This is a genomic window from Escherichia sp. WS568 (assembly GCF_046486085.1).
GTDB lineage: Bacteria > Pseudomonadota > Gammaproteobacteria > Enterobacterales > Enterobacteriaceae > Escherichia > Escherichia coli.
Genome location: NZ_JBJQMC010000015.1, coordinates 62,882 through 83,909, shown reverse-complemented (window position 1 = coordinate 83,909; position 21,028 = coordinate 62,882). Strand labels below are relative to the sequence as shown.

Below are 21,028 nucleotides of genomic sequence, written 5' to 3'. Positions count from 1 at the left end.
ATGAAAATTCAAAACAAACATGTTATTGCCTGGCTGGAGAGTTGTGCTGCACATCTCACTGAACAACAAGATTTTCTAACCGCACTTGACAGAGATATTGGTGATGCCGACCACGGCCTCAATATGAATCGTGGTTTCAGTGCAGTGAAAGCGACGTTGCCCGACATTGAACGTCAGCATATTGGCAATATTCTTAAAAATACTGGCATGAAACTACTTTCCAGCGTTGGCGGTGCCAGTGGTCCTCTTTACGGCACATTATTTATTCGCGCTTCTGCGGCAGTGGGAGCCAGAACAGAATTAACTCTGGAAGAGTGGCTGGCGTGTCTGGAAGAAGGGATTGCAGGCGTTATCGCACGAGGAAAAGCAGAACAAGGGGATAAAACACTGTGTGATGTCTGGGTTCCAGTTCTCCACGAAGCCAAAAAGAACCTGCAAGCCGGAATGTCGCCTTCCCTTCTGCTGAATACGATGGTGCAAGATGCGGCAACAGCAGTCGATAACACCATCAATATGCAGGCGAAAAAAGGACGTGCCAGTTATCTCGGCGCTCGCAGTGTGGGCCATCAGGATCCAGGCGCGACCTCCTCCTGGCTGATGATTAAGGCTATGCAGGAAGGATTCGCGGGATAAATTATGGTTGCCATTGTTATTGTTTCTCATAGTCTACGTCTCGCCCAGGGGGTTGAGGAATTAGCACTACAGATGTCTGGAGGGGACGTTCCTCTGGCCATTGCTGCAGGTATTGATGATCCGCAAAATCCGATTGGCACTGATGCTATTGCCATTATGTCTGCGATTGAATCGGTCTGGTCACCGGATGGCGTTCTGGTACTCATGGATATGGGCAGTGCGCTGCTTAGTACCGAGATGGCGCTGGAGCTGCTTTCTGAAGAGCAAAGAAGTGCAATTTATCTGCTCGCCGCCCCTGTAGTGGAAGGTGCCATGTCAGCGGTAACGTCTGCCGCAGCGGGGCTTTCGGTGACGGAGATTATCGCTGAAGTGGATCTTGCGCTGTGTGCTAAACAGCAGCAACTCACGCCATCCTCAACTGCAGGCGAGGTTATTCCAGCAATATCACCAATCAATCATTCCGGTGAATGGCAAACTTTTTGCTGGACGATACGTAATCCCCACGGCATTCATGCTCGTCCGGCAGCCAGCATCCTGAAAGTATCCGCACAATATTCGGCAAACATTATCGTCATCAAAGGCGATAAACGCGCCAGCACCCGCAGTCTCAACGAACTGGCAATGCTGGGCGTCCGCTGTGGCGATGAAATCATCTTCCAGGCCGAAGGCACCGATGCCAGTGACGCTCTCAAGGCAATTGAAACGTTGGCGAAAAATCATTTTGGTGAAGCTCACCTGCTCGCTTCTTCAGAGATTCCGCTAACGGAAACGCCGGTGGTCAGCGCCCCTGTCGATGGCGCAATATCAGGCTTGTCAGTACAAAATGGTATCGCTATTGGTCCTGTTAAATGGTTTACCTGCGAACGACCAGAAATTACGCAGCGCACCGTCGATTCTCCGCAAGAAGAGCTGTCGCGAATCGAGTCTGCTATCGACATTGTTGTTTGTGAACTTGCCGATAAAGCGGCAGGCCCTGAAGGCGATATTTTTGCCGCCCATAAAATGATGCTTGAAGATCCAAAGATTAACCGGCAATTACAGCAACGTCTGGCAAAGGGCAAACAGGCGGAATTCGCATGGTTAGAAGTCATGCAGGCATTAGCAGAGCAATATTGTCAGGCGGAAACACTGTATTTACGTGAACGCGAGGCAGATATCCGTGACCTTACACGTCAGGTACTGAACCAGCTTTGCGGGGGAAGTGAACAACACTTTATTACTACCGCGCCCTGCATTTTGTTAGCCAACGATCTGTTGCCATCACAGATAACCAGCCTGAATAAAGCACACATTCTTGGCATTTGTCTTCATAATGGCGGAACAACTTCACATACAGCGATCCTTGCCAGAGCAATGGGTATTCCTGCCATTGTGAAGGCAGCTATTACCCCGCAAAACGTCCGCGATAACGACACGGTCATTCTTGATGGTGAAACAGGCCGTTTGTGGCTACAGCCGGATGAGGTCACCCGCCTGGATTTACTGCAACGCGCCGAAGCATGGCGGCAACAAAGGGATCGTCAGTTAGCTGATGCCATGCAGCCCGCTGTCACGCAAGGTGGGCGAAAAATCAGCGTGCTGGCGAATATTGGTGACCTGCAAGATATTGAGGCTGCGCTATCTCACGGGGCTGAGGGCGTGGGTTTACTGCGCACAGAGTTTTTATTCCATGAGTCTGCAACATTACCCGATGAAGAAGAGCAGTTTCGCGTGTATTGTTCTGTTGCTCAGGCTTTTGGCGATAAACCAGTCACCATCCGCACTCTGGATATTGGCGGTGACAAGCCATTACCTTCGTACCCTTTACCCGCAGAGGACAACCCGTTCCTGGGACTTCGCGGTATCCGGTTGTGCCTGGCGCATCCGCAAATATTTATTCCGCAATTACGCGCACTTCTCCGGGCCGGGAAAGAATACCCAACGCTGCAAATTATGCTGCCGATGGTTTCAACGCTCGAGGAGGTCAACGCCGTCAAAACGCTGATACAAACGCAGGCAAAACTGCTGGGACTTACTGCAGAAAATCTTCCGGCGCTGGGAATTATGATTGAGGTTCCTGCTGCAGTCATGATTGCAGAAAAATTAGCCAGTGAAGTCGATTTCTTTTCCATCGGCACCAACGATCTGACGCAATATATTATGGCGGCAGACAGAGGAAATAGCACCGTCGCGGAACTGGTCGATTATCGTAATGACGCGGTGATTAACGCTATTGCTATGGTGTGTCAGGCCGGACGTAATAATGAAATTCCGGTCAGTATGTGCGGCGAAATGGCTGGAGATACCCAGCAAACAGCACGACTGCTCACCATGGGGATTGATAAGCTCAGTGCCAGTCCGTCCCGGCTTCCGGCCTTGAAAGCAGCAATCAGAACCTCCCACTAATTGTGACCTAACGCGATACGTCTTGCGCGTATCGCGTTTCCCGTCATTTACTGCGGCATCGTGCGATGCCAACTCCCCTTCTGCCAGACCAGATCAAACGTTAGCGGTTCATCGTCGTGGTACAGCATTATCTCAAGGCTGATCGCCAGCGTGTGGCAGTACGCTTCTTTCAAATTGACCTGCAACGCCGCAATCCGTGGCTCATGAAATAACAGTGCAGAACGCAGCTGACGGCAATACCAGCTCTGAAGATGTTTGTCGCTCTGGTTATGCAGTTGCCACTCGGGCATGCCTGAAACAAGTAATGACGGTAATGCCGAATGAGGAGAATTAAAAAGTGTGAGGAGATCGCTGCATACCGATTTACGCAGCGATGACGTTTTATTGCCTGAAATTTCAGGTAAAACAGCCTGAAGTGATTGGCGCATCATTTTGCGCACTCCTGACGTTTAGCAACATATGCGGCTTGCCCTGAACACCGGGCACCACTGTATTGATGCTCATTTTCCATAGCCATTCCCTTTTGTTCATTACATCCATGTCAGTCTGAGACAGGCCTGAATCCTGTCAGCAAAGTATAAAACCTTACTTGCCTATGAATATCTACTGACTTTTCAGGAAAAAAGTCATGATTTGATAAAAATCATCAAACTCAAAAAAAAACTGCTAGTATATTCTGAATATTTCGAATAGTTATGTAGATGAAAATACTTGTCACCGCTGCTACTTAATTCCGGTGGGAAATTATTTATTTCCGCATAATCAGCCATGTACTATTTGAAACAATTAGTTTGTAAATAATATAAATTGATAACATATCAAATACATCAAAAATACCATTCATAGGCATTATTAATATAGACATAAATATAGCAACATCAAATTCCAATTAGTAATAAGATATGCTTTTTAATTGCATGAAAATAATTTCAAATGAGCGTTTTTTGATACTTTAGAGTGTTTCCTACCCTTTAATATCACCGTGTAGAGTTGATATCACTACAACAGAAACATGCATGTCATTTTTTTACTTCTTTTTTACTACAGAAAAATTTATCTATTTTTCTAAACATCAGTGAAATACTCATAAAAGGTAACTATTATGTCTATGCCATTAAGCAATGCCGCTAATAACCAATTCAATACAAATAATCACTTCCTTCATCACCCAAGAGTCGACAATAAGTTAACACGTGAATATGAATATGCACGCATGGATACGGAAAATATCTATATTATGCCTCTTGTTCGTGGCAATAACCATAATTACGATGGAAAAAGTGTTGTCGAAATTAGAAAACTTAATATTAGCAAACAGTCCTGGCCATTTAATTATGTGACAGAAACATGCAGAGAATTCAATGGTATTACAACAACAGGACGTATGCTCTATCGAAACTTGAAAATCACCTCAGCTTTAGACGAAATATATGGTGGTATATGTAAAAAGGCGCATGCTGCCACAGAGTTAGCGGAAGGATTACAACTAAATTTATTTATGAAGAGCCCCTCCGATCCTGTAGAGGACTATACTGTGCATGAAATAACATTAGGCCCTGGCTGCAATGTTCCTGGTTATGCCGGAACCACGATAGGATATATTTCAACCCTTCCAGCTTCTCAGGCAAAAAGATGGACCAATGAACAGCCAAGGATTGATATCTATATTGATCAGATAATGACGGTAACAGGGGTAGCAAATTCTTCCGGATTCGCCGTTGCCGCATTACTTAATGCTAATATTGAGATGGGAAATGACCCAATAATTGGTATAGAAGCCTATCCCGGTACCGCGGAGATCCATGCAAAAATGGGATATAAAATTATCCCCGGTGATGAAGATGCGCCACTCAAACGCATGACTCTGCAACCGTCATCTCTTCCAGAACTGTTTGAATTAAAAAATGGTGAATGGAATTATATTGGTAAATGACTACTGAGAAGAATGAGTACTAACATTCAGGTTATACAGATATTTAAACAATACCCTGCAATTTACAAAGTAATACTCATTGCGATTTCTTAATTTAAGAAAGCGCAAGGAACGTTTACCCTTGCGCTTATCATAATAAGTCAGGCGTCGACTTTATCCAGCGGCCATGAATCAAACAGATAGCCGTCAAAATAAATATCGTCAACGTTCGAAAATTCCAGCAGACGTTGTTTAACGTTTTCCAGATGCTGCCACATTGCCAGCTTCGCCGCTCGGGCATCTTTTTTGATTAACGCGGCGAGGATCTGTTTGTGATCGCCCAACCACTCTTTGCGATACAGGCTGTCATCCAGATGGCTGTGCAACTGGATCCACATCGGATTGTTTTCCCGCCACTGCCAGGACTGACGGAATAGCTCCACCAGCATGCTGTTATGCGTCGCTTCGGCAATGGCGAGATGGAACTGCATGTCACCACTTTCGCTGCTGCCCGGCGCGCTGGAAGCAAGCTCACGCTCTTCCAGTTGCAATGCCTGACGCATTTTGACGATATCTTCGCGGGTAGCCTGCAAAGCGGCAAATTCCGCGATGTTACTTTCCAGTAACTGACGCGCCTGTAACAGCTCAAAAGGACCCGCATCATTGCAAACGTTGGCATCCGGACCGTCTGTGTTCTGGCTGTCTGAGCTATCAAGAACATAAATACCGGCACCCCGGCGCACTTCCACCAGCCCTTTGATCTCCAGCATGATCAGCGCTTCACGTACCACCGTCCGCGTGACATCAAGCATTTCTGCAATTTCACGCTCCGGCGGCAGCCGTTCGCCAGGATTGTACGGCGTCTTTATGATCAGATCGCGGATCATCGCCCCGACTTCCTGGTAAGGTCTTTGCGCAGAGGTGACAGATTTCATAAGTAATATCCATTTGATGAGACTGATAACAAATCCTGTAAAGGGCACGTTCAGTCCCCTCGCCCCTTTGGGGAGAGGGTTAGGATGAGGGGAAATGACTGTAGCCATTACCCTGCCCTATTGCCTTCCTGGACTGGGGAGAAAAACAGTGACTGAATCGCTCATAAACAGGTTTGTCAGCAATCTGGTTAGATGCGGTTATTTATTTTCAAACTATACCATTAGCACTGGAAGTTGGCACGTACAGGTGGGCAAAAAAACGAAAACTGGTCAACCAAATATCAGTTTGATTGACCAGTAAGTCTGTAGGGTAATCAGTTAGTTACAGCGCAGCCACACACTCGCGCGCACCGCGTTCGCACAGCTGCTGATATGCCGCCGTCACCGCGCCAACAAAGTCGGCATTCTGCGGCAGATCATCGGCAAAAATACCGCTCAGGCCCAGCAGCGCTTTCACGCGGTCTGCGCCCTGATACTGCGCGTTGATCTTCTGGAACTCCACCAGCATCGGGTCGACCACGTCAATGGCATTACCCTGCTCATCCACGCCCTGGGTGTAACGCATCCAGCCAGCCACGCCCAGCGCCAGGTGACGCCAGCTGCCGCCGTTTTGCAGGTGCAGACGCACCGGATCCAGCAGACGCTGCGGTAACTTCTGGCTGCCGTCCATTGCAATCTGCCAGGTACGGTGACGCAGAGACGGGTTGCTGAAACGCTCGATCAGCAGCGTCGCATAGGCGTTCAGGTCCGTACCTTCCGGCATCGACAGCGTTGGCGCTTGTTCCTGCATCATCAGGGCAAAGGCCGCTTTGCGATAATCCGGGTTAGTCATGGTGTCGGCAATGGTTTCATAGCCGCCGAGGTAACCGAGGTACGCCAGGAAAGAGTGGCTGCCGTTCAGCATACGCAGTTTCATCATTTCGAACGGCACAACGTCTGCAACGAACTGTGCGCCCACTTTATCCCAGTCCGGACGACCATTAACGAAGTTATCTTCAATCACCCACTGACGGAACGGTTCGCAGGCAATGGCGCACGGGTCGTAAACACCCAGCTGGTCAGCAATTTCCTGTAAGGTTTCTGGCGTCGCCGCCGGAACGATGCGGTCAACCATGGTGCACGGGAAGGTGACGTTCTCTTCAATCCATGCCGCCAGCTGTGGATCACGCGCCTGAGCCAGCCCCAGAACCGCGACCTTCGCCACATGACCGTTTTCACGCACGTTGTCGCAGGACATCACCGTAAACGCTTTCAGCCCTTTTTCACGACGCAGACGCAGGGCTTCTACGATGTAACCAATCGCGGACTTCGGCGCAGTCGGGTTTTCCAGATCGTGCTTAATCAGCGGATTATTGAGATCCAGCTGACCGCTTGCCGCATCGGCGCAATAACCTTTCTCTGTGACCGTCAGGGAGACAATCGCCGTCTGCGGACGCGCCATCGCGTTGAGAATACCTTCACAACCGTCGATTTCCGGGTGCAGGGCTTCTTTCATCGAACCGATAATTTTCAGCTCGGTGCTTTCTGCGCCTTTTTCCGCCACGGTGTACAGCAGTTGCTGTTTTTTCAGGTTTTCGATCAGCACGCGGTCGTTACCTGGCATCAGGTTAACTTCGCAGATACCCCAGTCGCTGTCGGTGCTTTCCAGCAGATGATGGGTGTACAGCGCCTGGTGCGCGCGGTGAAACGCCCCGCAACCGAGATGCACAATGCGTGATTCCAGACGAGAATGATCCCATGACGGGCGGGCAACCGGCAGATTGCTGTCAACAATAGTAGTCATCGTAAACTCCAGAATCCGTCTTCAGAGAGTGACGGCAAGGAAGAAGGAACCGGCACGGCGCGCAGCCATGCCGGTGGATATTAACGGCTAAAGAAAGCGCGCTGGATCGCCAGTTCGACACCGCGAACTTCGGCCAGGCCTTTCAGACGACCAATTGCGGAGTAACCTGGGTTGGTTTTCTTCTTCAGGTCGTCCAGCATCTGATGACCGTGGTCCGGACGCATCGGGATCAGGTCTTCTTTGCCTTCCGCTTTACGACGGTGTTCTTCTTCAACAATCGCTTTCACCACTTCGTACATATCAACGTCACCGTTCAGGTGCGCCGCTTCGTGGAAGGTTTTCGGGTTATCTTCACGCATGGTGGAGCGCAGATGGGTGAAGTAAATACGCGGACCAAACTGCTTGATCATATCAACCAGATCGTTGTCAGCACGCACGCCGTAGGAACCGGTGCACATGGTGAAACCGTTCGCCATGCTGTTTACGGTATCAACCATCCACTGCATATCTTCAATGGTAGAAACAATGCGCGGCAGGCCGAGGATTGGGCGCGGCGGATCGTCCGGGTGAACCGCCATACGCACGCCAACTTCTTCAGCAACTGGAATAATCGCTTTCAGGAAGACAGCAAAGTTTTCGCGCAGTTTGGCTTTGTCGATATCTTTGTACAGCTCCAGGTGCTTACGGAACTGGTCGAGGGTATACCCTTCTTCCGCACCTGGCAGACCGGCAATGATGTTACGGGTCAGACGCGCTTTGTCTTCGTCGCTCATAGTGGCGAAGCGTTCAGCGGCCTGAGCAATTTCTTCTTCGGTGTAATCCGCTTCCGCGCCTGGACGCTTCAGGATATGCATTTCGAATGCAGCGAATTCGATCTGGTCGAAGCGCAGAGCTTTGGAGCCGTCTGGCAGCACGTATTCGAGGTCAGTACGGGTCCAGTCGAGCACCGGCATGAAGTTGTAGCACACGGTGCGAATGCCGCACTGCGCCAGGTTGCGCAGGGTCTGCTGATAGTTAGCAATCCACTGCTCATAGTTGCCAGTGTGGGTTTTGATATCTTCGTGAATTGGTACGCTTTCAACGACAGACCACACCAGGCCTGCGTCTTCAACGATCGCCTTGCGTTTGAGGATCTCTTCTACGGACCATACTTCGCCGTTCGGGATATGGTGCAGCGCGGTAACCACGCCAGTTGCGCCCGCCTGACGGACATCAGCTAAAGAAACCGGATCGTTTGGGCCGTACCAGCGCCAGGTCTGTTCCATGATTTTTCCTCTTTCACATAGTGGGTTCCACAGCAAAGAGACGTGGAGCCCCGGAGTTGTTTAGGTATCCGGATGAACAACCAGACCGCAGCCGTGGCGTTGCATCGGATGAGATGGCGTATAAGTTCTACCTTTTGGTAAGACATGTCAACCCGAATTCTAAAATTGGTTAACCACATCACAAGAATTTCACTCTCATGGTTGTTGCTGCAAATTGCAGCAAAGAGTAATCGATGGTTATTGATCAGAGGATGTGACATTCATCGCAACAATGGTTGACCAATTTACATAACATGTCGCCCAAAATAACAACGGTTCAACCAGGTAAGGTAAAACGTTATGCATGTGCTTAACATTCTCTGGGTGGTATTCGGCATTGGTCTGATGCTGGTACTGAATTTGAAGTTCAAAATCAATTCAATGGTGGCTTTGTTGGTGGCGGCGCTGTCCGTCGGGATGCTGGCGGGCATGGATTTGATGTCGCTGCTGCACACCATGAAAGCGGGCTTCGGCAACACGCTGGGGGAACTGGCTATCATCGTGGTGTTCGGTGCGGTCATCGGTAAATTGATGGTCGACTCCGGCGCGGCTCACCAGATAGCACATACGCTGCTGGCGCGTCTCGGTCTGCGCTATGTACAGCTGTCGGTGATTATCATCGGCCTGATTTTCGGTCTGGCGATGTTTTATGAAGTGGCCTTTATCATGTTAGCGCCGCTGGTTATTGTTATTGCCGCCGAAGCTAAAATTCCGTTCCTGAAACTGGCGATCCCGGCAGTAGCAGCTGCCACTACAGCACATTCACTGTTCCCACCGCAGCCGGGTCCGGTGGCGCTGGTGAATGCTTATGGCGCGGATATGGGGATGGTTTATATCTATGGCGTACTGGTGACGATCCCAAGTGTAATCTGCGCAGGTCTGATCCTGCCGAAGTTCCTCGGCAATCTTGAGCGCCCAACGCCATCATTCCTGAAAGCAGATCAACCGGTAGATATGAATAATCTGCCCTCTTTCGGCGTTTCGATTCTGGTGCCGCTGATCCCAGCGATCATTATGATCTCCACCACCATCGCCAATATCTGGCTGGTAAAAGATACCCCTGCCTGGGAAGTGGTTAACTTTATCGGTTCCTCGCCGATTGCAATGTTTATTGCGATGGTGGTTGCATTCGTACTCTTTGGCACCGCGCGTGGTCATGACATGCAGTGGGTGATGAACGCTTTTGAAAGCGCGGTGAAGAGTATTGCAATGGTGATTCTGATCATCGGTGCGGGTGGCGTGCTGAAGCAGACCATCATCGACACCGGCATTGGCGACACCATCGGCATGTTGATGTCCCACGGCAATATCTCGCCCTACATCATGGCATGGCTGATCACTGTGCTAATTCGTCTGGCGACGGGTCAGGGTGTCGTTTCGGCGATGACCGCCGCCGGGATTATCAGTGCTGCAATCCTTGATCCAGCAACCGGTCAGCTGGTTGGCGTGAATCCGGCGCTGCTGGTACTGGCGACGGCTGCGGGTTCCAACACCCTCACCCACATTAATGATGCCTCATTCTGGCTGTTCAAAGGTTACTTTGACCTGTCGGTAAAAGACACGTTGAAAACCTGGGGACTGCTGGAGCTGGTCAACTCCGTGGTTGGGCTGATTATTGTGTTGATTATTAGCATGGTAGCGTAAAAGAACACCGGAGCCTGCCAATGGCAGGCTCTGACTGATGACAAAGTCTAAAAATGTGCCCGGCCAGTCCCCTCGCTCCTCCGGGGAGAGGGTTAGGGTGAGGGGAACAGACCAGCAAAGTGCGCTTTGTTTATGCCAGATGCGACGCTGACGCGTCTTATCTGGCCTACAAAGGGCTAACGTGCAGGTTTTTAGCTTCAGGTAATATTGCGTACCAGCATTAGCAATGTCCTGTGATTTCTTTATTGATAAACAAAAGTCACGCCAATAATCGATTGCACATTCCCTGCAGTCACCTGCCCTCCGGTACGTGCGTAATTTGCCGTTAATCCCAGACTTACCGCCGAAGTCCCTACTGCTCCTAACGATACCGTGTTATTCGCTGGAATAATCGTACCGTTGCGCGTCAACTGTACGCCGACGCCCTGCGCGGGTGAAAACGAGGCGGTATTGGTGAAAATCGAGTTGCCCGCATCTGCGGTTGTGCCGGAGAGGTAATACCCCAGGTTTTGGCTTTTCGCACAATAAACGGTAAGAGGAATCGGCACTGAACCAGGGTAGTCCGGCAGAGTAACGGTGACATCACGAGCAGAAACATCGCAGCCGCCAGTGGGCACCACCACATCATTATTGGCGTAAATATTCCACACAAACTGAAAATCATCGCTGTTATAATTGTTGGTCTGTCGCAAAATAAGCACGGCAATTAATGAACCAGCTTTAATCGCCACCCCGCCCGCACTGCTCACAGGCGTCAAATAAAGCGCCACCGGCCACGGCTTATCCGTTCTCGAATTATAAACAACGCGCGGCGTTTCACTGGTGGTCGGAAATGGATAGCTACTGCCACTATATTTTACGGTCCCGGAAAAATTAGATAACACGCCGCCATAAGCCGAACCTCGTTGCAGTGTGACATAGTCTGTAATGGTTTCCGGGTAATCGTTATGGCAAAAGATTTGCGTCGAAAGATCTACGACCAGGTTTTGCCCCACATTCACGGCAGGCGCAAGGTTTACATAAACATTGGCGCTGCCACCGCCAATAGGGATTGCGGTACCATTGGCGGTTTTACAGGCGAATGACCAGGCATTTACCGACCAGCCCATCAGCAGTACAGCAAACAGGGTAATAACTCTTTTCATTACAATCATCTCTTTGGGTTCAGCTGTAGGTATAGGTGATGCTAATCACTGCCTGAATGGTTCCCTGAGTGGCTCCGCCATTTACCGTCAATGCTCTGACCTGTAACGGGAAGTGCGCTGATTGTGAGGAATCATCCACCTGCACTGTTTTGGTTGCGCCAGTATTCAATGTGTTGCCACTGTCATCCTGTAGCTCTAACTGGATGTTTTGCGCGGTCCCCTGGTTTTTATAATATCCGGTACTGTCGGCTGCCCCGCTGAAGCTGGCAGTGACCCTCGACGTTCCCACCGGACAATGAGTCAACTCAAGCGCAACATCATGCCAGGCCGATGCCGCACCGGCAGACACGAGACTGAAAGAATAAAGATCGCCGAGATCAATCGTGGCATTGGTGGTGGAAACTGTGCACGGTTTGGCGACGACCTTACCGTTCACCGTGATGGTGACATCGGCTGCCTGTATCGTCGCACTTGCGAACGCCAACATTGCCGCCAATAAATACCCACGTTTGCGCCATTTCATGAGCATCTCCAGTTACTGATATTCAAGAGTGAAGGTAGCCGTGGCATTAATATGCCCCGCAGTGACAGGCACCTGTGTCGCCATTAGCCGGGCGTAAAAATTCAACGTATTTGGTTTACCCGGCGTCAGGGTCGTCCACGAAATCGCGGACGATGGGGCATTAAGGGGTATCTCATTTTGCTGCTCATTCAGAAGCTGTATTCCCAGTCCCGCAGCCGCTGACACCGTATTTTCAAGTGCAAGCAGGTTGGCATTGTGGCTATCTGCAACGCCGGTAAACCCAACCTTTACGGCAGAAACAGCGTTACCACAGGGTGACAGCAAAATACGAAATGGAACGACAGGAGTCGTCGCGCCAATGTTGTTAAATTGCTTCGCCGCGTTTTCCATCAGATCAACAGTAAAATTGGTTGATTCAGCGGCCACACTACAGCCATTATCTCTGACATAGCCGCGGATAGTAATCGTGCTATCCGCAGCCAAAGCGTGACTTACCGCCAGCCACAAAAAAGCGCAAAGAAGATAAAAAGGTTTGTTTCTCATCACGCCCCCTTAACGACATTCAGCTGATAGCTGGGTTAATAACTGCTGCTGACTCTCTGGTGGCAGTTGATAATTGGCGACACAGTGAGCATTTTCCTCTTCTCCCCATTTCACCTGAACTTTTCCCGCTAAAGGCATTCCGCTGAGGTAAACCTGACCATTATCCGCAACAATGCCGCTACTCTGGCTACTCTCTGATGTCACCATCGCCCCAAACGGCAGCGGCTTATTATTGTGGGTTAGCGTCATGAGCAGTTTTATCCCAACGCGCGCTTTAAACTCTGCTCGCACGATCGCCCCACGAGTGGGAACAACGTTAGCGACCGAGTTATCTAAATCGACGTTATCAGCCAGGGTATTGGTATCCAGCGCCACTCTGTTTTCCCGATATTCAGTGGCATATGGCAGCACGGCATAACCCCGCCAGTCGGTACGCACTCCTGTCTGGTTTTCGACTTTTGCATCTTTTGCGCCAGGCGCTTTAACAAGCACCACCGTATCGTTTAACGGCTGCCCCAGCGTTACGCCATTGGCATGAGCCAGTACCCCACCGCTGACTCCGTAATAGAGCTGCTTAATATCATCGCTATGGCTGTAACCGATATTGGCATTGCCGTAACCACCGCGATAATTCAGCGTGGCGTAGCCTGTACTTCCGCTATTACCATCACCTCCCCCGGCGTAACCGGTTTGCACGCTATAGCTGAGGTTGTTGTCTTCCAGCAACGTACCGTATACACCGGCCAGATTGGTCATCCGACCGTTGAGATCGTGTGACATGCTGTAACTGGCACTGGCATGTCGCCACTGAGATTTACTGTCAGAACGCAGCCAGTGGCTGAAAGGAATATTGACGTTAAGCGCTAACATCTGATCCCGTCCTTTTTGCCAGGCGTTTTTCGTCAGGCTATAGCTGAGCGTCCAGTTGATATCTTCGAATGCAGTATTTAAACCAGCCTGGAATTGCTCATCGACATTATTCGTTCCCCAATAAGTTTGATGGCTACCACTCAAATACAGTGTTGATGAGCGCCCGAGTTGCTGAGTAACGGTGAGCTGTAATTTCCCGCGTTTGTTATAAGCGAGGTTGTAATAGTCGGTGAATTTCGGCTTAACCTGAATAACTCCGTCCTGTGTTTCGATGTTGTAGCCATTCATTCGACTGTATGTTGTATCAGCGAAATTAAAATATCCGCTGGTCGAATAACGGTAACCCACTAACTGAATATTCGTGCCTGACTCATTGAGCGATTTGTTATAGAGAAAACGCACCGATTGTCCGTCATGCTGACTGTCATCGGGAAGTGTGGAATTAGCCTGCGTCATATCCACAGACAGAGCACCCAGTGCCCCCATGTTTTTCCCGATACCGAAATTAAAAGCACGATAACGATCCGCCAGTTGCGTTCCACCATATATTGTCCAGCCAGCCGGAAGGCCGTGGAGTAATGTACTCTGGAAAAAGCGGGGTTTTTCCTGTTGCGCATTTCCACTACGGTATTCTCCTGCCGTAATGGAATAACGAGTATGCCCTTCACGTTGCAAAAGCGGGACTGACGAATAGGGTACGGTAAAAATCTGCGTGCTGCCGTCAGCCTCTTTGATCGTTACCTGCAAGTCACCACTATTACCTGCGGCATAGATATCGTTGATGGTAAAAGGCCCCGGTGGCACCGTACTATTATAAATGTCATACCCATTTTGTTTAATAGTGACCTGTGCAGTACCACGAGCAATACCGTGGATCACCGGGGCAAATCCTCTTTGGCTATCGGGTAACATATTGTCATCTGAGGCCAATTGTGCGCCGCGAAAGTTAATACCATCGAAAATATCGCCCTGAGTATAACCATCACCCAGCGTCAGCCGGGAACGTAACGGTATTATGTCTCGCTCAAGCCAGGTATTGATATGCTGCCATTTATTTTTGCTACCTGATGAACTGTCGCTACTGTTATAACTCCAGGTGGTATTGTCGCGTAAACGCCACGCACCAATATTTAACCCACTCTGTAGGTTTAAATATGCATAATGGCTGTTACCCCCAATTCGATTCTGTACACTATTTCCGCTGAAATTATAATTGAGCAATCCGGCATTAATACCGGGATCCCATAACTCAGGAGGAATATAACCACGCGCGCGATTACTCATAAATGCCTGAGGGATCGTCAGGTTGAGTCGCTGCTGACCCACATCCAGTTGCGCAGTAGCGTCATGTATCATTGAGGTTAATGGCACGCAGGCATCATCCGCCAGCAGATTCATACCGGAGACAGAAGCCGTATTCAGCCCCATACTGGCAAGTTGCGCGCGTGTCAGGCAGGGAACAATCCCTTGTTCACTGTCGCCCGTATTAAATGTGACATCACGCGTTGCCATATAACCATTATTCAAATAGATATCGACACGATACGTCCCTGGCGGTAATTCTTGCCCATTCTCAAAACGCGATAAATCAGCCACAGCCTGGGGATCATCCGCTAAAAAACGCGGGTTAAAATAGAGTTCGGCAGATGACAAAGGTGCCTGTGCGGCAAAAGCACAGGCAACAAAGAGCCGGACAAAAAAACCAGCCAAACGATGCTTACGAATATGCAAGCATTGTGTGTTTCGCTGGTAAAGTCTTAAATTCAGATATGACATTATTCCTCCGGTTTAAAATCACCCGGCAGTCAATTCTTTTTATTCAGGCGAAAAATTCCCCCTGCGTTATTCCATTACGCCCGTCATTTTGGGGGTAAGTGCGCCATAATCATTTATTGTTCGGTAAGTAATATTGCTTCCTGCATCAGAAGGCAATTTAACCGTGCTTTCGCCCATTGGAGGCACCAATGCATTTTCAAGAACCCGGGTTCCGGCATTCAACTCTGTTACCGTCAGGTAATAGGGTGTCGGGTTAATCAGCGTCAGAGAATTCGCGCTACGACGAAATCTTAATTTTTCTGCGGCCTGATCGGGTGGCAACGCTAATTTAGCCGGGCGATAGTACAGTTTAATGCGGCTGATAATTGCGAGCTGTAGCGTATTCTCAGTCAATTTTGATTTATCCATTGACGGAATCGCTTTAACGTTCATCCAGAATAAACTTTCCCGATCCTGTGGCAATTGGTTATTTGTTGCATCAAGAATACGTAAGGTATTCTCTTTTTTTCCCTTCATCGCAAACAGAGGTGGCGTCACGATAAAACGACCATCCTTAACACCATCGGCATTTTCCACCCATGATTGAATTAAATAGGTACTATTTTCATCATTATTTGTCACGGCAAGTTGCACTTGTTTTTGCCCTGCCGGATAAATTACGCGAGTCGCACCTAAGGCCACTCCCGCTTCAGCGCGTCCGGCAACCACCATTGCCATGAACATCAGGATACCTGCCAGCAAGCAGAATGTTATTTCCTGCGATTTCCTTACATTGACGTTTTTATTACTCACTGTCCTGTTCCTGTTATCACATTATCTGCTGAACAATTACTGATAGGTTAAAGAGAACCAGGCCTGGGCATTGGCGATGCCGCCAGTAACCCGACGCCCGGTAGCACGATATTTGGCGATGAAATGTAGCGAAGTAGAGCCTGAGTAAAGCCGTTTCCAGTTTGCTGGAGGACGATTAATCGGTACGAGGTTTCCTTCATCATCAAATAACGCTACGCCAATATTGGTGGCTATCCCTGGCCCCTCTCCCACGGAAAGCACATCCGGATTTTTACCATCCGCGACACCGTGAAACGCCACACCCACACGTTCACTCACCACCGTGCTACATTCCCGTAAATGAATAACAAAAGGCACCGGTGCGCTATCTTCCCCAACCGCATGAAACCGGTTACTGCTGATTTGCCCCATATTGACCGTCATTTGTTTATCCCCAGCTTCAATCCGGCAAGCTTCTGCAATAATGACGCCCTGAAATTGCATATTTCCGCCGGGCAACGTGGTGTTCCATTTATTTCCGGCCAGAGCAAACATTGGCAGTAACGACGCTAATAGAAATAATCTCTTCCTTTTCATTGTTATTTTTATCGCACAAGGGTGGGCATCCCTGCCCGTAATGACGTCCCTGAACCTGGGTAGGTTATTGATACTGAACCTTGAAGGTCGCATCCGCATTAGCAGCACCTGGGGTTGCGGCACCGGTTGCAAAATAACGCGCCTGGAACGGAATGGTGTTGGTTCCGTTATTCAGGGTTGTTTGTGCACTAAATGTCGCACCGTCCAGCGCCAGCGCAGCACCCGTTCTGTCCAGGATCTGCACACCAACTTTTGTTGCGCTACCCGCAGCTGAACTCTGCAAAGCTAATACGTTAGGATGAGTTCCATCAATTGCGGTACCAAGGAAGGCAATAGCAGCTTTGTCTGCAACAGTAGTGTCACAATCGTTCAGTTGAATGTTAAAACCGACAGCAGAACTGGTTGCTCCTTCTTGTGCCAGCGATGCGGTACGAACCTGCCCTAACTGAACGGTTTGATCAACAGAGCCTGCATCAACTGCGCAAGCGGCGTTAACAACTTCCCCTTTAAAGTGAACGGTCCCACCATTTACCGTCGTAGTATCAGCCAGAGCCGCTGCGGAACTGAGGGACAGAGCCGACAGAACAACGATTGCCAGAGTTTTAATTTTCATGCTGCTTTCCTTTAAAAAAACTATTTCTAAATCGACATGGGCAGTCGTTCTGTACGCTTTGTTTTGTCAACGAGTTTGACTGCCAACACTGCACAGTTTCCCCCCAAAAGATGAAACATTTGGGGCCATTTTGACTCATAGAGGAAAGCATCGCGCACAAACTTTTTCAGTTTATTTGTTGGCTTAATATTCTATTGTTATCTTTATTTATAGATTTTTATATTGCATGAGGTGGTTTTTGGAGAGAAGAATGAGGAAGATGCATCGAGCCACAGAAACGTTAGCTTTACATATAGCGGAGGTGATGTGAAATTAATTTACAAGAGAAATAATTTACATATCAAACAGTTAGATGCTTTTTGTCGTTTTTTGATATTTTTATGCTTGAGAAAAAATACGTAACTTATTTATGATATGGACAGTTTGGCCCCAATTGTCTTGTATTTATTTGTTTTTTAACTTTATTATCAATAAGTTAAATCAAACCTCTTCTCTTTTTAATTTTTCGTTTATGAGATTATTTCTTTCCCATAATCCGGCAAAACGAGCAGCATTACTGGCGGTATAACGCACAGTATGGCGAATATTTCGATGCCCGAGATAATCCTGAATTAAACGGGTATCTGCACCACGCTCTGCCAGTTCATAACCGCAAGCATGCCTTAACATATGAGGATGAGTCTGCGTTACGGTTCCAGCTTCAATACCGGCATCGCGAATAATGCGATAGGCCTGCTGGCGAGAAAGCCGACTCCCGCGGCGAGAAATAAATATAGCGTCGGTCCGGTCAGCGCCTTTCCAGTTAGCACGTTCCTGGGTCCAGCGTTCCACGGCTTCACGCTCATCAAAACGTAACGGGTGAACGGTAGAAAATCCGTTCTTCAGTCGGCGAATATTTATTCGACCTTCATTAAGGTCAAGGTCCTGATAATGCAGATCAAGCAGTTCACTAATACGCATCCCATGCCGATATGCCAACAGAATAAGACAATAATCTCTGGCTCCCGTTGCCCCGTAACAAACCGCCTGCATCATGGCCTGAACTTCTTTACCGGTAAGATAACGACGTTTACTCACAATAGTAGTACTCCTGACTGAGATATATTTGAATGAATACCTATAGGAAACCTCAATCGGTCAAAATTAGCCCAATAGATAAAAAGATAACCATACACGAAGTGATGTGGCTATCAGTCAATTACATTAAATATCATACAAAAATAAAATATCACCGATGTGACAACATCTATTTTCATTGATTTGATTCAATATAACAATAGATTGCAGAAGATTAACTTCCAGTTGCTTAAAAAATAAAGAAAAAAGTGTGGAAACAGGAGAATTTAAGTGATGTGTAAATTTATGAATGATTTTGTTTATTTATTTTGAAGAACATAAACCATTGTATTTTGTATGGATATGGTTAACTTAATGTTTATTATGATAATTAAGAATTACACTTACAATAACATCAATTAATAAATGGTTAATCATTTTTGATATATCGTAAGAATAATGTAGTTTTTAACACCATCCATGGTATCTCAACTATCTCTATAAAACAGCGTGACGCTGTCGTCCTCTGGCTCTATCCCAGATGCCGTAAAAACGCCCTGCATTGCTGGCGGTATACCAGACAGTATGACGAATATTGCGATGCCCAAGATAATCCTGGATAAGTCGCGTATCTATTCCCATATTCGCCAAAGCAAAACCACACGAATGGCGTAACATGTGCGGATGAATCTCCAGTGACAACCCGGCATTACCACCGGAAGTCGAGATAATATGGTAAAACTGTTGCCGAGAAAGTGGATTCCCCTTACGTGATAAAAATACCCACTCGCTCTCAGCATGCGGATAAGAAGTACGGATACTCAACCAGTTTTTTAAAGCCTGAATTTCTTTGTTCAATAGCGGGTGCGTTGTTGAAAAGCCTTTTTTTAATCGATGGATATATATACACTTTGCCTTAAGATCAATATCCGAAATCCTCAATCGGCAAATTTCACTCGCCCGGAAACCATGAATAAAACAAAGCAAAGTCAGACAATAATTACGTGCAGCATGAGGCCCGGTATTTGCTGCTTTAAGGAGTGATTCGATTTCACTATGGGTAAGGAAGTTCCTTTTTTTGTTATCAGCCTTATTCTTCATCGTTTTCCCTTATAATTACAGACGCGCACTAGCTGTGCTGAGTTAGCAATAATCCAACATTTTAATCCTGATTATGTTTATAAAAGCGAACGTTTGCTTAATAACTAACGTAAGTGGACCAGTTCTTCTGAGCGAACTTAAATGGAGTAGCGATAGTTACTTATAATAACTTTGCCATACAAACGCCATGCTCTTGCATGCTATGTACCTTTATATATTTATCAATCTGATACGAATCTAATAATAACCCTCATCATTAATGCAACTAATCTTATCTATATATCATGTGATATGTTCTGTAACAAGTAAAATCAACATAAAAAATTCAGCAAAATTTAATATTCGTTCAACTAGCCGTCTCACATATGACATTATTAGTCAACTGCATTTGCCACAAAATGGCTATTTCATGGAACGCAGTTATTTCTTAGTGGCTATTATCATGCTAATTCTTAGGTCCCTAGCGATTATTCCTGCCTGGTTCATCAGCTTACGCCATGAGATTGTTACATTCCTTTTTATCCTGGAGATATGGGGGAACGCAGGAGATGATTTTTTCATCTACATCCGTTGGTAAATATGGCTTTGGTCACTACGACTTAAACCTTCCTCAATCACAGCTATTCGCCGGGCGATACGGCAAACAAACTAAGTGAAACATCATCCTGAAAACACCAACATCAACAAGCCTCTCCAGATCGACATCAGGAGTGACCAGTTACAAACCACAAACCAAGAAACATATTTCATGATGAGAATTATGCTCAGCCTGATGGCGGGTAAACCCTTATTATCACCAAGCTCACTGCGTTAGCTTGCAAAGCTTTCCTTGTTTAGATTCTAAATAAAATTTTTATAAAACAGATAGTTAAAAGAAAATCTTTAGTTTTTTGAAGACCACCGCAAGTGTTCGTCTGGCTTCACATGGCATCTTCTTCTTAGAAAAAGATCGACATATTTTGTGACACGAATTGCAAATCTGGTTTTGTTGTATGGATTGCGTGATTTTTGATCTGGTATAACAGGTATAAAGGTGCACCACGATAGTCAATGAGACTGGGCATCTCGTAATCTATGGCAAACATCACTTCAGTTCTTTCTCATCGGGTGATGAAAACGCACTTCAGTCAGAAAGGAATATGAAAATGAGATCAACAGACACTCTATTTTATGACTCTGGGTAAAATGAATTGAGTAAGTGATATAGCTTACGAACATTCAAATCAATTAAACATCAGAATAGATTTTATACTCAGGTATTTAATCTGGCTCTCTGTTTATTTAAATAATGTGGAAAGAGAATTTTCACAGGAGACCTTATACAAAAAATATAAAATACAGCTACTCGTTGCCAAAGACACTATAAGCCTGGCAAAAAATATTACACAACATAAATGCTAATTGTTTATGCGGGCTTTGTATTGCTTTCTGTATCCT

The 21,028-nt window shown here is 47.4% G+C and carries 19 protein-coding genes; 4 read left to right on the top strand and 15 right to left on the bottom strand.

Annotated features, from left to right (window positions below; translation table 11 throughout):
• Both dhaL and ptsP read left to right on the top strand, forming a co-directional pair.
• Positions 1–633: a dihydroxyacetone kinase subunit DhaL gene (gene dhaL / locus ACJHWR_RS16795; protein ID WP_000701653.1), complete on the top strand. Its 633-nt coding sequence runs from the start codon at positions 1–3 to the stop codon at positions 631–633.
• Between the two features lie 3 nt (positions 634–636).
• A complete protein-coding gene (ptsP, locus tag ACJHWR_RS16790; RefSeq protein WP_000225796.1) occupies positions 637–3,018 on the top strand; it encodes a phosphoenolpyruvate--protein phosphotransferase in 2,382 nt (793 codons plus the stop codon).
• Positions 3,019–3,065: 47 nt separating this feature from the next.
• Here the strand turns inward: ptsP and iraD are convergent, their stop codons facing one another.
• The 3 genes from iraD to ACJHWR_RS16775 form a co-directional block, all read right to left on the bottom strand.
• Positions 3,066–3,449, bottom strand: a complete 384-nt coding sequence (gene iraD, locus ACJHWR_RS16785) for an anti-adapter protein IraD (RefSeq protein WP_000986218.1) — start codon at positions 3,447–3,449, stop codon at positions 3,066–3,068.
• On the bottom strand, positions 3,446–3,529 hold the full coding sequence (idlP, locus tag ACJHWR_RS16780) for an iraD leader peptide IdlP (RefSeq protein WP_120795393.1): 84 nt from the start codon (positions 3,527–3,529) through the stop codon (positions 3,446–3,448). The genes iraD and idlP overlap by 4 nt, the downstream gene beginning before the upstream one ends.
• A 115-nt stretch (positions 3,530–3,644) precedes the next feature.
• Positions 3,645–3,788: a hypothetical protein gene (locus ACJHWR_RS16775; RefSeq protein ID WP_012311725.1), complete on the bottom strand. Its 144-nt coding sequence runs from the start codon at positions 3,786–3,788 to the stop codon at positions 3,645–3,647.
• A 332-nt stretch (positions 3,789–4,120) separates the two neighbouring features.
• On the opposite strand from ACJHWR_RS16775, the gene ACJHWR_RS16770 reads away from it, so the two are divergent.
• Positions 4,121–4,951 (top strand): DUF2686 family protein, encoded by an 831-nt coding sequence (locus tag ACJHWR_RS16770; protein ID WP_000062540.1) that lies wholly within the window; start codon positions 4,121–4,123, stop codon positions 4,949–4,951.
• 140 nt (positions 4,952–5,091) lie between these two features.
• Here ACJHWR_RS16770 and uxuR read toward each other — a convergent pair whose 3' ends face one another.
• From uxuR to uxuA, 3 genes are all read right to left on the bottom strand, one after another.
• Positions 5,092–5,865: a Uxu operon transcriptional regulator gene (gene uxuR, locus ACJHWR_RS16765; RefSeq protein ID WP_000844158.1), complete on the bottom strand. Its 774-nt coding sequence runs from the start codon at positions 5,863–5,865 to the stop codon at positions 5,092–5,094.
• A 322-nt stretch (positions 5,866–6,187) separates the two neighbouring features.
• Complete coding sequence (locus ACJHWR_RS16760) at positions 6,188–7,648, bottom strand: fructuronate reductase (protein WP_000208197.1); 1,461 nt, start codon at positions 7,646–7,648, stop codon at positions 6,188–6,190.
• 80 nt (positions 7,649–7,728) lie between these two features.
• On the bottom strand, positions 7,729–8,913 hold the full coding sequence (gene uxuA, locus ACJHWR_RS16755) for a mannonate dehydratase (RefSeq protein ID WP_000438582.1): 1,185 nt from the start codon (positions 8,911–8,913) through the stop codon (positions 7,729–7,731).
• Between the two features lie 339 nt (positions 8,914–9,252).
• Here uxuA and gntP point away from each other — a divergent pair, with 339 nt between their 5' ends.
• Positions 9,253–10,596, top strand: coding sequence for a gluconate permease GntP (gene gntP, locus ACJHWR_RS16750; protein ID WP_000558251.1), 1,344 nt, complete (start codon positions 9,253–9,255; stop codon positions 10,594–10,596).
• A 242-nt stretch (positions 10,597–10,838) separates the two neighbouring features.
• On the opposite strand, the gene fimH is transcribed toward gntP, so the two are convergent.
• The 9 genes from fimH to fimB form a co-directional block, all read right to left on the bottom strand.
• Positions 10,839–11,741, bottom strand: coding sequence for a type 1 fimbria D-mannose specific adhesin FimH (gene fimH, locus ACJHWR_RS16745; protein WP_000832227.1), 903 nt, complete (start codon positions 11,739–11,741; stop codon positions 10,839–10,841).
• Between the two features lie 19 nt (positions 11,742–11,760).
• Positions 11,761–12,204, bottom strand: a complete 444-nt coding sequence (locus ACJHWR_RS16740) for a fimbrial protein (protein ID WP_306307464.1) — start codon at positions 12,202–12,204, stop codon at positions 11,761–11,763.
• Between the two features lie 72 nt (positions 12,205–12,276).
• A complete protein-coding gene (fimF, locus tag ACJHWR_RS16735; protein WP_001244821.1) occupies positions 12,277–12,807 on the bottom strand; it encodes a type 1 fimbria minor subunit FimF in 531 nt (176 codons plus the stop codon).
• Between the two features lie 9 nt (positions 12,808–12,816).
• Positions 12,817–15,453, bottom strand: a complete 2,637-nt coding sequence (fimD, locus tag ACJHWR_RS16730; RefSeq protein ID WP_000120953.1) for a fimbrial usher FimD — start codon at positions 15,451–15,453, stop codon at positions 12,817–12,819.
• A gap of 66 nt (positions 15,454–15,519) precedes the next feature.
• The gene (gene fimC, locus ACJHWR_RS16725; protein ID WP_000066580.1) at positions 15,520–16,245 is read right to left on the bottom strand and encodes a type 1 fimbria chaperone FimC; all 726 of its coding nucleotides are present in this window, start codon (positions 16,243–16,245) and stop codon (positions 15,520–15,522) included.
• A gap of 36 nt (positions 16,246–16,281) precedes the next feature.
• Positions 16,282–16,821, bottom strand: coding sequence for a fimbrial protein (locus ACJHWR_RS16720; protein ID WP_000824095.1), 540 nt, complete (start codon positions 16,819–16,821; stop codon positions 16,282–16,284).
• 64 nt (positions 16,822–16,885) lie between these two features.
• Entirely contained in the window at positions 16,886–17,434 is a 549-nt protein-coding gene (gene fimA, locus ACJHWR_RS16715) for a type 1 fimbrial major subunit FimA (protein WP_000695535.1), read from the bottom strand.
• 480 nt (positions 17,435–17,914) lie between these two features.
• Positions 17,915–18,511: a type 1 fimbria switch DNA invertase FimE gene (fimE, locus tag ACJHWR_RS16710; RefSeq protein WP_000044711.1), complete on the bottom strand. Its 597-nt coding sequence runs from the start codon at positions 18,509–18,511 to the stop codon at positions 17,915–17,917.
• 477 nt (positions 18,512–18,988) lie between these two features.
• Complete coding sequence (gene fimB, locus ACJHWR_RS16705; RefSeq protein WP_000790574.1) at positions 18,989–19,591, bottom strand: type 1 fimbria switch DNA invertase FimB; 603 nt, start codon at positions 19,589–19,591, stop codon at positions 18,989–18,991.
• Between the last annotated feature and the right edge of the window lie 1,437 nt (positions 19,592–21,028).